The sequence below is a fragment of the Pseudoalteromonas apostichopi genome (assembly GCF_030297135.1).
Taxonomy (GTDB): domain Bacteria; phylum Pseudomonadota; class Gammaproteobacteria; order Enterobacterales; family Alteromonadaceae; genus Pseudoalteromonas; species Pseudoalteromonas apostichopi.
Genome location: NZ_AP028065.1, coordinates 756,747 through 772,351 on the forward strand (window position 1 = coordinate 756,747; position 15,605 = coordinate 772,351).

Annotated in this window: 8 protein-coding genes; 2 read left to right on the forward strand and 6 right to left on the reverse strand. The window is 40.6% G+C overall.

Annotated elements, in window-relative coordinates:
* Positions 1 to 98: 98 nt before the first annotated feature.
* From QUE86_RS03390 to QUE86_RS03410, 5 genes are all read right to left on the reverse strand, one after another.
* The gene (locus QUE86_RS03390) at positions 99 to 3,611 is read right to left on the reverse strand and encodes a S8 family serine peptidase (RefSeq protein ID WP_286259215.1); all 3,513 of its coding nucleotides are present in this window, start codon (positions 3,609 to 3,611) and stop codon (positions 99 to 101) included.
* 776 nt (positions 3,612 to 4,387) lie between these two features.
* Positions 4,388 to 7,279, reverse strand: a complete 2,892-nt coding sequence (gene gcvP / locus QUE86_RS03395) for an aminomethyl-transferring glycine dehydrogenase (protein WP_178927305.1) — start codon at positions 7,277 to 7,279, stop codon at positions 4,388 to 4,390.
* Between the two features lie 199 nt (positions 7,280 to 7,478).
* Positions 7,479 to 7,868, reverse strand: coding sequence for a glycine cleavage system protein GcvH (gene gcvH / locus QUE86_RS03400; RefSeq protein ID WP_054551324.1), 390 nt, complete (start codon positions 7,866 to 7,868; stop codon positions 7,479 to 7,481).
* Positions 7,869 to 7,919: 51 nt separating this feature from the next.
* Complete coding sequence (gene gcvT, locus QUE86_RS03405) at positions 7,920 to 9,002, reverse strand: glycine cleavage system aminomethyltransferase GcvT (protein ID WP_286259223.1); 1,083 nt, start codon at positions 9,000 to 9,002, stop codon at positions 7,920 to 7,922.
* Between the two features lie 179 nt (positions 9,003 to 9,181).
* A complete protein-coding gene (locus QUE86_RS03410; protein ID WP_130050852.1) occupies positions 9,182 to 9,781 on the reverse strand; it encodes a hypothetical protein in 600 nt (199 codons plus the stop codon).
* A gap of 124 nt (positions 9,782 to 9,905) precedes the next feature.
* Here QUE86_RS03410 and QUE86_RS03415 point away from each other — a divergent pair, with 124 nt between their 5' ends.
* Positions 9,906 to 10,751 carry a LysR family transcriptional regulator gene (locus QUE86_RS03415; protein ID WP_130050851.1) on the forward strand — a complete coding sequence of 282 codons (846 nt, stop codon included), beginning with the start codon at positions 9,906 to 9,908 and terminating at the stop codon, positions 10,749 to 10,751.
* A 719-nt stretch (positions 10,752 to 11,470) separates the two neighbouring features.
* Positions 11,471 to 13,621 (forward strand): TonB-dependent receptor family protein, encoded by a 2,151-nt coding sequence (locus QUE86_RS03420; protein WP_286259227.1) that lies wholly within the window; start codon positions 11,471 to 11,473, stop codon positions 13,619 to 13,621.
* Between the two features lie 639 nt (positions 13,622 to 14,260).
* On the opposite strand, the gene nagP is transcribed toward QUE86_RS03420, so the two are convergent.
* A complete protein-coding gene (nagP, locus tag QUE86_RS03425; RefSeq protein WP_286259229.1) occupies positions 14,261 to 15,562 on the reverse strand; it encodes an N-acetylglucosamine MFS transporter NagP in 1,302 nt (433 codons plus the stop codon).
* Positions 15,563 to 15,605 lie beyond the last annotated feature (43 nt).

The following is a 15,605-nucleotide window of genomic DNA, read 5'->3' on the forward strand; positions in this document are numbered from 1 at the left end:
CCCCTCTTTGGCTGCCGTCGCCAGTGCGACAAAACCTTAAATAAGGTTTTTAATGTGGTAGCTCAAGAAAACAACGTTGCCTGCTTGAGCGACACTTTCTAATGGGTTATGCCTTTGGCTCCTTTGGTTTTTATCCTTACCAAATAAAGGGAAAAGAACATTATTAGATAAAAATATTCAATTACTCCTCCTGAACTGCTCTCGCTCATCAATTGTTCAGATGGTTCAACATTATTTTTTATTAAAACTTTAAACTCTAGCTCTGAAGAATTACTTTCACTGTCTGTTGCCACAATTTTCAAGCTATATTCCCCTTCAGCTAAAGAGCCTGCACTCAATGACATAAAGTGGTTATCCATAATTGAATAATTCAGGTCTGTTGATATTTGAAAGCTCAATAACTCTTCATCCATATCATAGAAAAAATCTAATAAATGTATTTCAACTTCCTCAACTTTATTAAGCTGTATAGTACTTGGTTCTTTAATAATTTCAGGGGAATGATTAACATAATGAAGCTCAATACTAACAACATGCTCCACAAGTTCACCACCATAGCTAAGTAACAACTTTAAATTACTCGGCGCCGAATAAAATTCAGATTTCATAATTTTTCCAGTCAAAATATTAGATTGAATGGAAAAAAACTTAGACTCCTCAGGTATAGAGATATTTACATCTTCTCCATTATTATTTTTCATATACTCATTAAGATTTAATATAATTTCTTCACTAGTATTCAAAGTAACCTTTTCAAGGTTCAACGAAGGTTTATTATTAAGTTCCTCTGTAATCAGAAGATTGAGTGTTTTCGTTAAACTTACTTCTCCATCTGTTACTAATACATCTACTTTTATAGTCTCACCTACCACCCAACTTTTTTGATAATCGACAGTTAATTGGCCTAGGACATTTAATCTGAAATAACTTTCTTGATTCGCCAATCGATAAAGTAACACGTCATTATCAGCATCACTAAATAACTCTCCAATATTATAAATATTTTGTTCCTGATTAATAAGAATTGTATTTTCATTCTGAACTGGTGCAGTATTAACTCCATCATCATCTTTTAATACATAACTACTGTTAGTTTTATCATCAAATGGCATGCTAATTTTATAATTTGAGCCTATTTCCATGCCGACAGTAGTTATTGCTGATTTCAAATTTTCTGATAAGTTCCTATAGCTATATACAATAGTAGAACCTTGCTCAAAAATTAAAGTTTGAACTTCACCATGCGTATCCTCTAACTGATCATATTGATCATAATGGGAAGTAAAAATAACAACTCTATTTTTATCTTCTCCAGTAACTAATCTTTGATTGCTTATGGGTAAGGTAGTCAATTCTAGTTTTTGTAGGTCAAATTCTGAAGGGATTAAAGTAACTTCTTCTTCCCAAGGGTTACTGATACCATTGTAAACATATTTATAATCATATTCTTGTGGAGTACTTTCCTCATCAAGAATGTTGTGAGTTCTATTGACGGAAAACTGTGGTTCTGTTTTATTTTTCTCTCCTGAAATATTTGCATGTTCTTTAACTTTACCTTCATATAAAACAGTCGGCTTTATATTATTCTCAGAAGTAAATGAGCTAAAAATAGAAAGAGCATTATTTAGGTCAGCCCATCTATTTTGAATTGTTCTAACACTTGCATTGATCCCTTCTTTAAGACCACCTATTTTTATTTTGAAAGGGAAATCATCAAACGTATAGGCATTAATATCTTCCTTATCTAACCAAAAATCTCCTAACTCTGTATGGATTTTATAAGGGTTTACAGAGTAAACAGCTATCGTTTTATCAGATCCTACTGAAAGTTCATGCATTCCTACATCATCAAAAGTAATACTTGCTATGTTATAGCCATCATTTTCATACTTATCTAAGCCAAGACCATCATCTTTAGCAATATACTCTTTATTTTTAGTGAGATCTTTTATCGTCATGTCCCCAAGAGACACTGAGCAATTTATATTAATACCTTTAATTATTAACTCTTTTCCTTTTACCCTAGTAATAAATTGCTCTGTTTGAGGGTATAATCTTTTTGTTACCTGCTGATTTTTACAATCTAAAAGCCCTTGATGATTTCCGATAATGCTTAACCTTTTATTATTTAAAGAGCTATGTTCTGCGTTTTGTAGATCAACCCCTGATGAAATGATAAGGTTTCGAATAGAAGGCATTGATAAGTTTTTAGCTGACTTTAGTAATGCTGCAGCTCCCGCTACTTGTGCTACCGCCATAAAGTTACCTGATGAAATCCTATAATCATCTTTTTCAACTGTTTGACTTTTTTTAGTTATTTTAATGTTATCAACATACAAGTTGTTGTCATCTGAATCGCTCACATGTGTTACTAATTTAAATTTAACATCACTAAAATCTACATCCGAATACTCTAATGAAAATAGCCTTGAGTATTCATACCATTCAACACTCCTATGAAATGTATTACTAACTGGCAACCAAGAACCATCCTTTTTCATTACTTCTAAGTGTATGGATTTTTTAGAGTTATTAAGTAAATCAAATGAAATTACAAACTCCTTTTCCTCTGTTCTACTGAAGTCTAATGAAGGAAGAATTAGTGTAGCTTGATTATCAATAAACCCCCATGAATCATTACCAGTAGTAAAATGTTCTGTCATCACTTCCACTTTATGTAGATTTTCTAAAGGGACATCTTTTGGTTCAAATGTAAAGTCTGCGTTAAGTGGCTCATAACGCTTTTTATAAGACGTAGAAAAAATATAATCGGATGCAGCGAAAGTACTAATACTATTACCACCTGACATATTTAAATAACCATTTAAATAAATACCTGATACAAGTATCGTATTAGACATTAGTAAGCTTTGTGGGAGACTAAAAGTAAAATCAGTATCACCATCAATAGGGTAATCAAAGCCATATCTCGCTGGCGCTATAACTAAGATATCATTAGCTTCTAGCTTCTTTATAGCGTTGTGTGTCAATTGGGTAGCGTACAGTACATTATGATCTAACTGCCCGATTTTCAAACCAGTCGATGTCCAGTCATAAACAACCGAAGCAATATTTAAGTTAAGCTGATTTTTTAAACCTATTATATAGTCAATACACTTTATATAGTCTCTAGTGTAAACATCAGGGGAAACCTTACATCCTATAATTTTGTTATTTGATGATAGGCCATTAATACCGATATTGTTTTTAGTCCCAGCTATAACTCCTGCCATAGCTGTACCAAACCCATATTCATCAATCAAATCCCCATTTAAAAGACTTGGATTAATTCCATGTATGTCATCGATATATCCATTATTGTCATCATCGATGCCATTTGACGGTATCTCGTTTTCATTTACCCACATAGATCCACTTAAGTCTTCGTGGTTTACGTCTATACCGGAAGATAAAATAACTGTTACTACTTCGTTACTTTCATCTATCCCTTCTAAAAGATATTTATCATAGCCAATTCCCCCTACTTCAGTATCATTTAATGCACCACCATATAGATACCATTGATTCAGATAATAATCAGGAGAGCTTGCATAACTATAAAAATTTATAAATAAACTTATTATAAAAAATAAACCAACTTTTATTCCCACTTTCTAATACCGATTACTATAAAAAGAAATACATTACCCAATTTCTTTACAAAAATCGAGTAATGTATTTCTTTGAAACATTTTATAAACACTTGAATTTTGCCAAGACTAACTCCCAATCTCACGTTTAACATCTCCCCCCCCGTCATCATGCCCTAATAATAAGCAATTGATGAGTAATATCGTGCATGGATGCACGATAAGGCGAAATTAGGCCGTAGATGGCCTATTTTCGCCGCTTGCGTTCACTTCAATTATTGATTTGAAGGGTTACGCGTGATACTCGGGACGCCGCGGGGTTCCAAGAGACGGTCGGCGGCAGCCGCCCCTTGGTTACAGCCAGCAATCTGGCAAAAACCTTGAATAAGGGTTTTAATGTAGGTCGCGGATTTATCCCGATATATTCCTGAAAAATACTTTCAGGCTAAAGCCTGCGCTACAACAAGCGCTAATGCGGCGAAATAAACTTCACGCCTACGGTATCGGGGTTAACCATAACAATGTAAGGCAAAATCTTACTTAAAACTTATAGCTTAAAGCTCCTTTACTCTTTCCCCTTTCTAACTCGCTAACTTGTATTCTAATCTGACTTCTAACCACTGATATCTAATAACTCTTTTTTCGGCGTTAAAACGCCTCCTACAACACACATCTCGAAACTCGTTCCTCGCGACTTTCCCCTTTCCTCTCGCTAACTTTCCTCTCGCTAACTTTCTCCAACAAAAAAGCCGTTGCATTGCTGCAACGGCTTTTTGGCATTTGAATTTAATCAAACCTTAGTCACGGTATGTCTCAACCGCTGGGCATGAACAAACTAGGTTACGGTCGCCGTATACGTCATCGATACGGGTTACTGTAGGCCAGAATTTGTCTTTTGCTACGCTTGGTACTGGGAATGCTGCGTAGAAACGGTCGTATGCACGGTCCCACTCATTGCCTAGTACGTCTGCTTGTGTGTGCGGTGCAAACACTAGCGGGTTGTTTTCAATTGACCATTCGCCAGATGCGATACGGTCGATCTCTGACTTGATTGACACCATTGCTTCGATGAAACGGTCGATCTCAACTTTAGACTCAGACTCAGTTGGCTCAATCATTAGTGTGCCAGCTACTGGGAATGACATAGTTGGTGAATGGAAACCGTAGTCTTGTAGACGTTTAGCTACGTCCATTTCTGTAACGCCTGTTTGCTCTTTGATTGGGCGTAGGTCAACAATACACTCGTGCGCAACGCGGTTGTTACGGCCACGGTATAAAATTGGGTAGTGCTCGCTTAGCTTCTCAGATAAGTAGTTAGCGTTCACGATAGCCATTTCTGTTGCTTGTTTTAAGCCTTCAGAGCCCATCATAGCAATGTATGCCCACGAGATTGGTAGAATAGCTGCTGAGCCGTAAGGGGCAGCAGAAACCGCGCCGTTACCGATGTTTGTGCCAGCAACATTAATTACGCTGTGGTTAGGCATAAATGGCGCTAGGTGAGATTTAACACCGATAGGGCCAACACCTGGACCACCACCACCGTGTGGAATACAGAATGTTTTGTGTAGGTTAAGGTGCGATACGTCAGAACCGATTGAACCTGGGCTTGTAACACCTACTTGCGCGTTCATGTTTGCGCCGTCCATGTACACTTGACCGCCGTGCTGGTGCACGATGTCACAGATTTCACGAATTGTTTCTTCGTAAACACCGTGTGTAGATGGGTAAGTGATCATGATACAAGATAGGTTTTCAGATACCTCTTCGGCTTTCGCTTTAAGGTCTGCCATATCAACGTTACCGTTTTTATCACAGTCAACAACCACGATTTTCATGCTTGCCATTTGTGCAGACGCTGGGTTTGTACCGTGCGCTGAACTTGGGATCAAACATACGTTACGGTGACCTTCACCGCGTGACTCGTGGTATTTACGAATTGCGATTAAGCCTGCATATTCACCTTGTGCACCTGAGTTAGGTTGTAGTGAAACTGCATCGTAACCTGTGATGTTTACTAACCAATCATGTAACTCTGTCATCATGATTTGGTAACCCGCTGCCTGATCAAGTGGGCAGAATGGGTGTAAGTTTGCAAACTCAGGCCAAGTGATAGGGATCATCTCAGCTGTCGCATTAAGTTTCATGGTACATGAACCTAATGAGATCATTGAGTGGTTAAGCGCTAAATCTTTGTTCTCTAGGCGCTTGATGTAACGCAACATTTCAGTCTCGCTGTGGTACGAGTTGAAGTTAGGGTGCGTTAAAATTTCGTCATCGCGTACTAGGCTTGCAGGAATAGAGTTGCTGCCGTTTACTTCGATTTCGTTTGCCAGTGCGTCGACGCTTAGGCCGTGACCTTCACCTAAGATGATGTCGAATAGCTCAGCTACGTCTGCACGAGTTGTTGTTTCTGATACAGAAATTGAGTATTCACCTGCACGGTTAGACGCAAAGTTAACGCCGTTTGCTACTGCTCGTGCAACGATTTCGTCTTTGTTATCTGCAACAACAGTCAGTGTATCGAACCATGTGTCGTGCTTAAGGTTTACGCCTTTCGCTTTTAAGCCTGCTGCTAAGATGTCTGCAAAACGGTGAATACGCTCAGCAATCGTTTTAAGGCCCTGTGGACCGTGGTAAACCGCGTAGAACGCTGCCATGTTCGCTAGTAATACTTGCGCTGTACAGATGTTTGAGTTGGCTTTTTCACGACGAATGTGTTGTTCACGTGTTTGCATTGCCATACGTAGTGCGTCGTTACCTAAACGGTCTTTAGAAACACCGATAATACGACCTGGTAGTGAACGCTTGTACTTGTCGCGTGTTGCGAAGAATGCAGCGTGTGGACCACCGTAACCCATAGGTACACCAAAACGCTGTGCTGAACCAAGTACTACGTCTGCACCTAGTTTACCTGGTGCTTTAAGCATTAATAAGCTCATGATGTCTGCAGCAACACAGGCAATCGCTTTTTTGTCTTGTACTTGTGCGATTAGGTCAGTTACGTCAGTGATTTCACCGGTTGTTGATGGGTATTGGAATAATGCACCAAAAATCTCATGATTAGCCGCTTCGCTTGCAGGACCAACAACAACTTCAAAACCGAACTGGTCTGCACGTGTAGCAACAACGTCGATAGTTTGCGTGTGTACGTCATCAGCAATGAAGAAGATGTTTGCTTTTTTAGCTTTAGCAACACGCTTTGCAAGGCCCATTGCTTCTGCAGCAGCCGTTGACTCGTCAAGTAATGACGCGCTTGCTAAATCAAGACCCGTTAGGTCTAGGGTCATAGTCTGGAAGTTTAATAATGATTCTAAACGACCTTGTGCAATCTCTGGTTGGTATGGTGTATACGCAGTGTACCAGCCTGGGTTCTCAAGTACGTTACGTAAAATTACGTGTGGCACGTGAGTTGGGTGGTAGCCTTGACCGATGTATGATTTGAACACTTTATTTTTGCTTGCTACTGATTTTAAGTAGCTTAGTGTTTCAACTTCAGTGCGGCTTTCGCCAATTGATAAACCTTGCTCTAAGCGAATGCTTGCAGGTACCGTTTGACCGATCAGCTCTTCAACACTCGATACTCCAAGAGCGCTCAGCATGTCGCTTACTTGCGCTGGGCTTGGCCCAATGTGACGGCGAATAAAATCTTGCTTTTGCTCTAATTGTTCAAGAGATTTGGCGTTTGACATTTGTCCAGATTCCTATGATCCAAAAAAAAGTGGTTACTGCCAATGGGTAACTGGCAATAACTTAAAAACAGGTTGATTCAGTAACTTACAGCGTATGGAAAAGTAAGCTATAAAATCATAAAAGCCCCAGTGAAACCCAAGCTACGCATTTAATTAGCTGGGGATCTAGACGGGGCTTTTAGTCGGCGTGACTAATTAATTAGTCTTCGTCGATTGTGTTAGCGTAGCCTTCAGCGTCTAACAGGTTATCAAGCTCTGATGTGTCAGATGCTTTGATACGGAATAACCAACCGTCAGTGTACGGGTCGTTATTTACTGTTTCAGGCGAATCTTCAAGCTCTTCGTTGATTGCAACGATTTCACCGCCGATTGGTGCGTAGATGTCTGATGCTGCTTTTACAGACTCAGCTACTGCGCAGTCTTCACCCGCGTCAACTTCATCACCAACTTCTGGTAATTCAACGAATACCATGTCGCCAAGAAGTTCTTGTGCGTGCTCAGTGATACCTACAGTAAACGTACCGTCACCTTCGTCGCGAACCCACTCGTGTGAAGTAGCATATTTTAATTCGCTTGGGATATTGCTCATCTTTTTGTTCCTTTGGTTTATATTGGGTGATAACACCAAATTTTTTATAGTTTAGATAACTGATTTGCCGTTACGTACAAAGCAAGGTTTAACAACCTTAACGTTAACCAGTTTTTTACGCATCTCTACTTGGGCTGTTTCGCCAGTTGAACGCGGAACGCGTGCTAGCGCAACACTGTGACCAAGGGTTGGTGAGAATGTACCAGAGGTAATCACCCCTTCACCACCTTCAACGATGACTTTTAAACCGCTACGCAATACGCCTTTTTCTTCAAGCACTAAACCAACTAGTTTGTCTGTGCTCTTGTCAGCGCGTTGCTGTTCTAATACTTCACGACCAATAAACTTACGATCTTCTGGCTCCCATGCGATTGTCCACGCCATGTTTGCAGCAAGTGGAGAAACGCTTTCGTCCATATCTAGACCGTAAAGGTTCATACCTGCTTCAAGACGTAATGTATCACGAGCACCTAGACCTGCTGGCGCTACGCCTGCGTCTAGAAGTTGTTGCCATAAATCAGCAGCTTGATCGTTAGGCACTACGATTTCATAACCATCTTCGCCAGTATAGCCTGTTGTCGCAATAAATAAATCACCCGCTTGCACACCAAAGAAAGGCTTCATACCTTCAACAGCAGCTTGTTGCTCTGTAGTAAGTACTTTTGCTGTTTTGGCACGTGCATTTGGGCCTTGAACAGCAATCATTGCAAACTCAGGACGCTCAGTTACCGTTACGGCGAAATCAGCTGAAACTTTAGCTAAATGCGCTAAATCTTTTTCACGAGTTGCTGAGTTAACAACTAAACGGTAGTTCGTTTCTGAGAAGAAGTAGATGATAAGGTCGTCGATTACGCCGCCTTCTTCGTTAAGCATACCTGTGTAAAGTGCTTTACCCGGTACTGTTAACTTAGCAACGTCGTTTGCAACTAGCTTACGTAAGAACGCTTGTGCTTGCTCGCCTTGAATATCGACAATTGTCATGTGAGATACGTCAAACATACCTGCATCTGTGCGAACCGCATTATGCTCTTCGATTTGTGAGCCGTAGTTGATTGGCATTTCCCAGCCGTGGAAATCAACCATTTTTGCGCCAGCTTCTAGGTGCTTAGCATGTAAAACTGTTTTAGAAGTCATAATATTCCTTCACTTTTAAATTAACCCACTAGTGTGGGGCGTGGCCTCAATTTAATGAGGGGGAATAACATGGGCGGCGATTATACATTAGTTGCACAGTTGTCACACCCAAATTGCGATTTTGTAACTAAAAAACAGCTAAACACCCAAGTGCGTAGCTGTTTTAAATATTTTATGTTTTAAGCAACGTTGGCTAAGGCTAAATCAAAGCCGAGCTGCTGTAAGTGCGTTTGCCATTTATCAAGCTCTGCTTGGCGCGCCACCAGCTGAAATTGCTGTGTTGCTTGGTTATCTATCGCAGTAATAAATACCTCACCGCTTTGTGCACCATAACAACTGCGCATGTCTGATAAACGCAGCCCCGGTGTTAGCTTAAAGCTGTCTACCAAGGCATCAAACGCCTGCTCACCACTTAGGGTTAGCGCGCTTAAATCGTCACGCATTACATAATCAATGTCGTAACGTAGTTGTTGCTCATTAATAAGCGACTGTAATTGCACGCTAGCATCTTTACCTAGCACAAAACGAAATGCAGTTTCGTTAAAGTAGTACAGGGCATAAGCGTAGCTGCTTGTTAGGTCATCGTCTAATGAACTACGTAAGCCTAAACCGCTAGCAGTTAGCTTATTAATATCAAGACCTAAAATAGCCGTTAAAAATGGGATTGCTTCAGTGCCACTAAAATCCATAATGGCAATATCGCTATTAGCTCGTAGCACATTATCTGCTGGAGTCTCAGCTTGGCTGTGACGAGCAAACATTATTGGCGTAAAAGTCATATGTGACACCTATCAATCGTTAATGCTTGAAGTATATTGCGCCGTGCTGGCAACAACAAATTGTAATTATTTATCAATTGATAAATAATGCTTATATATATAGCCCTATAAATAGAATTTTTTAATGAAGAACATTTCTACCGATAGCTTACGTACTTTAGTAACCGTTGTTGAAGTTGGCGGGTTTGCCAAAGCAGGTGAATTATTGGGGCTATCGCAACCTGCTGTGAGCTTACAAATTAAGCGCCTAGAAGACATGCTTGGCCATAAGCTATTCAAAAAGCAAGGTCAGCGCCAAGTACTTAATCAATATGGCGAATTGCTTATGCCATTAGCTAAACAAATGCTGCAACAAAACGATGCTATTTTGCAGCAGTTCACCAGCGAAAATGTCACAGGTAAAGTGCGCTTGGGGATCCCCAGTGAATTTGCCGCACGTATTCTACCTTCAATCATTGGTGACTTCGTTGCCCTCTACCCGGATGTATCACTAGAAGTTCGCTCTCGCTTGAGTAAACATTTGTTGTCGGTCTCGCGCCAAGATCAATTCGATTTAGTACTGGCATTAAACGAAGAGCTAGAGTCAGCCAAGTTCCCTATTTTTATGCAAGACCAATTAGTATGGGTAGGCGATTTAAACCTTGCACAAAACGATGTGGTAACGCTAGTCACCGCTCCTGAGGGATGTATTTATCGCCGCAGAGCAATAGAAGCACTACAAAGTGCCGGTATTAAATACCGTATTGCCTACAGTAATGCTGACTTAACCGGCCTGACTGCCGCGTTAAAAGAAGGCTTAGGCATTACTGTGCTCGCAAAAAGCACCGTACCTAATGAGCTGAATTACCAATTACAAACCAAAGACCTACCTGAACTTGGGCAAATAGGTATTAGTTTAATTAAACGCACTGAAGACCCAGGAACCGCCGTCGATAAACTTGCTGAGTTCATCGCCCTGCGTTTGACATAGGTGTGAGTTAGCAAGTTAGCAAGTTAGCAAGTTAGCAAGTTAGCAAGTTAGCAAAATTGTAGTAGCGATTTCATATCGCATAATAAAATGAATATTCACAAAGAGGACAAGAGACGCTGCGCTTTAGAGGATAGTAACTAATAATTTTTATTGGGTTACTCATTCACTTCTCATTGTCTTCTCTTTGTGCAAAAAGTATTGAATCCCAGAGAGCCCCGAGGCGCTTCGCGCTATATAGAGAAAGTAAAAATCACAAAGAGGACAAGAGACGCTTCGCTTCAGAGGAAAACAAACTCTCTTTTGGCTCTTCTCATTCTCTTCTCTTTGTGCAAAATAATATTGTAGGTCGTCATTTATGGCGACACATAATCACTTACATTGACGGGCTAAAGCCCGACCTACGAATTACCCGTTGTTTAAGAAATATCGCGCGAAATAAACTTCACGCCTACAGGCGAGCATTTCAATTTAACTATGTGCAGGCACAATCTAGCTTAAAGCTTCTTTGCTCTTTCCCCTTTCTAACTCGCTAACTTGTTAAGTTTTACTTAACAGATCACCGAACCAGAATGATATTACAATACTACTGTAATTTATTTAAATAAATGAATACAACAACTTACAGATAACAGCACTTTTATTACAAATAGGATTGATTCGCATTATATTACATGTTTTAATTGCGCCCGTTAAAAAAATCTAAATACACAGGACACACAATGACACCTAAGTTTATTGTTTCTACGCTTTCGACTGCTGTCGCTTTATCTTTAAGCGCGAATGCTTTTGCAAAAGATGTAACTAAAGAAGAGAAAAACTTTGAGCAGATCACTGTAATTGGCTCTGCATCAGCAATTAACGATATTCCAGGTTCTGCTACATTCATAGACGAGCAAGAACTAGAAAAGTTTGAATACACTGATATCTCTCGTGTTTTAAGTGCTGTACCTGGTGTATATGTACAAGAAGAAGACGGCTATGGTCTTCGTCCTAATATCGGTATGCGTGGTACAGGCACAGGCCGTAACGACAAAATCTCTGTAATGGAAGATGGTGTACTTGTAGCACCTGCACCTTACTCTGCTCCTTCTGCTTACTACTTCCCTACTATGGGTCGTATGGAGTCTATCGAAGTACTAAAAGGTGCTGCTTCTGTTAAGTATGGTCCGCGTACAACCGGTGGTGTTTTAAACTTAGTTTCGCGTAGCTTACCAACAGAAGGCTCTAAAGGTTTACTTAACGCTGAACTTGGTAGCGATGGTTTCTACAAAGGTCATGCTTACTTCGGTAAAAAGAAAAACAACGCTGCTGGCCTTGTAGAAGTATTTACTTACGGCGCAGATGGCTTTAAAGACTTACCAGTTGGCAGCGACAACACAGGCTTTGAAAAGAACGATTTCTTATTAAAGTTTGGTTTTGACTTTGGTGACAACGAAGCACACAGCCTAGAAATGAAATTAAAGTACTCAGACGAGCGTTCTGACGAAACTTACATGGGTTTAACTGACGCTGATTACCAAGCAACCCCTTATCGTCGTTATGCTGCATCGCAAAACGACGAAATGAACACACAACACAATGCATACCAAATTAACTATGCATACCGTTTTGGTAAAGGTTACGAGCTACTTGCTACAGCTTACTTAAACGACTTCCACCGTAACTGGTATAAAGCAAGTAAAGTAAGCACAAGTTACCTTGAGCAATACAGTGAATTTGAAGCAAACCCAACGAGCGAAGGTATTGAGGGTGTTGGCGTAAAAGCAAATAACCGTGATTACCAAGCAAAAGGCTTACAAACTGAATTCCATATTCCTGCAGGTAACCACTACTTTACTGTTGGAGCACGTTACCATGAAGATGAAATGGATCGTTTCCAGTGGGAAGACAAATACACGCTTAACCAAGACTTATCAATGATGCTAACAGAAAAAGGCGTTCCAGGTTCAAACAGTAACCGTTTAGATAGCGCCGAAGCGACTACCCTTTTCATTCAAGATGAGTGGTCACTTGATGCATTAGTAATTAGTGCTGGTCTTCGCTACGAAGACATCACAATCAAACGTGTTGAATGGGCTAAGTCTGATCCAAACCGTGAAAATGGTTTAACAAAAGACATCAGCAACGACACTGAGATCTTAGTGCCATCTCTAGGTGCAACATACACAGTAAGCGACAACCTAACGCTGCTTGCTGGTATTCAAAAAGGTTACGCACCAGCAGCCCCTGGTAATGCAAACCAAGAAGAAGAAGAGAGTGTCAACATTGAGCTAGGTGGTCGTTACGATTACGCTGGCATTCAAGGTGAAGTAATTTACTTTAACTCTGACTACACAAACATGCACGGTAACTGTACTGCGTCTGTTGGTTGTAGCGATGACAACATTGGCGATCAATACAACTACGGTGAAGTATCGGTATCTGGTTTTGAGCTAAGCGCAGGTAAAGTGTTTGCTACAAATGCAGCTTCATTCCCAGTTCGCTTAACATACACTTACACTGATTCTGAGTTCGATAATGCATTTGAATCTGATCTTTGGGGTAGCGTAGAAAAAGGCGATGCAATGCCATACGTACCTGAAAACCAATTAGCGCTTTCTGTAGGTGCTGAGTTCTCAAACTTTGTATTCGATACACAAATGCGTTACGTGTCTGATGCACACGCAGACTTAACAGACTCAGGTCGCAATGCAATCGACAGCCGCGTTGTGTGGGATTTAGCTGCTAAATACCTAATCGACGACAAACAAAAAGTGTACTTAACAATAGACAACCTGTTTGACAAAACCTACGTTGCAAACCGTGCAAATGGTGGTATTCAACCTGGCAAACCACGTAGCCTACAACTGGGTTACAGCTACTCGTTTTAATAAAACGTTTTAGCGAAATTTAAAAAGCCGTGTGATGAAAATCCCACGGCTTTTTTGTGGGTGAGAGTTAGCAAAATTGTAGCTGCCATTTTATATCGCGTAGTAAATGAAATATGTAGTCGTTCTGCTTACATGACACGTTTTAAATAGATCATCGCGCGAAATAAATTTCACGCCTACGGTGCTAGGTGCTAGGTGCTAGGTGCTAGGTGCTAGGTGCTAGGTGCTAGGTGCTAGGTGCTAGGTGCTAACAGCATAGCGTTGGTTTTAGGTTGGAGTACCTACCCCTTCGATTTTTTCGGCGTTAAAACGCCTCCTACAACTCATATCTCGGTAACTTTTTCATCTGATAGCTGACGGCTGATAGCTCTTATGCTCAGCGCGCGAAATAAATTTCACTTTAACTATGCGCAGGCACAATCTAATCTGACTTCTGACTTCTGACTTCTGACTTCTGACTTCTGACTTCTGACTTCTGACGACTGATATCTAATATCTCCTTTTTTCGGCGTTAAAACGCCTCCTACAACTCATATCTCGGTAACTTTTTCATCTGATGGCTTTAGTTTACGATCAAAAAAGCCGCGGTGATGGGCGGACCGCGGCTTTGCATAACTTTATAATTAGTTTGCTAATTTACTACCAGCTTCTCATCTTATGGCCTTTTAAGGCATAGAATAAAATGAATACATAACTTGGGATCATGACAATATATGCACCTTGTGCGCCAAGGCCAGCAACATTGCCTAAACCAATTAACAATGGGCCGAGTGCACCACCGGCAATACCCATAATAAGTAAGCCTGATGCAGTGCCTGTTAAGCGACCTAAACCAGCTAAAGCCAGTGGCCAAATAGCAGGCCAAACCATTGCATTAGCAAAGCCTAATAACGCAATGCACAAAAGAGGGTCCGGTAACTCAGGGCCACCAAATGGCACTAATAATAAGTTTGAAATAATGAATGAATCATTGCTGCCAAGTACCACTAGCAACACGGTAATAATACCAGCAATACCCGACATTAATAACGCTGTTTGTTGGCTCATAAAGCGCGGAATAGTCAAAATACCAATTGCGTAACCAATCAACATACACGCCATAGTATAAGAGGTCATGACAGAGTAGTCGGCAACGCCAATTTGTAATGCGTAAGAGCCAATTGTGTCTGCCGCAATAACTTCAACAGCAACGTATAGTGCAATACCAACAACACCTAAAACCAAGTGTGGGTGTGCAAGCGTTTCTTTAATTTCACCTTTACCGTTTGATGTTTTGTCTTCATCAAAAACTAAATCAGGTAATGGAGCAAATTTAGCAAATGCGGCAAATAACATGATTAAAGCTGCAATCAATACATAGGGTATGATCAGGCTATTAGCCATAATATCTTTTTGTTCTTGCGATAGTTTACCTGCGCCATCTACAACACCGCTTACTACCACTGCAGCAAAAATCACCGGCACGATCACGCCTGCAAATTTGTTTAATAAGCCCATAATACAAACACGCACGGCGGCTGATTTCTCAGAGCCCATTTTAACCACATATGGGTTAACTGCGGTTTGAAGCACGGTTTGCCCAACACCAATCATTAGCTGCGCGAACAAGAAAATCTCGATCATTTGCAGTTTTGCAGCGGGAATATACATCAGCGCCGATAAAGCCATAATCGCACAGCCAATCGCCATGCCATTCTTATAACCAACGCGCTTGATCAGCATGGCCGATGGGATGCCGGCAACTGTTACCGCTATATAAAAAGAAGAGATGATAAACGAAGCTTGTAACGGCGAAAGCTCAAGCATTTGCTGCAAAAATGGCGTGATAGCACCATTAAGCCACGTTATACACCCTAAGATAAAAAACATTGAGCCGGCCAATACCATTGGCAGCCAGATGCTTTGTTTTGTGTTGTTGTCACACTCAACCGTTGCTTCCATAATTGTTCTCTTAGTTTAATTATTTTTATTTGGTTGGAATCTA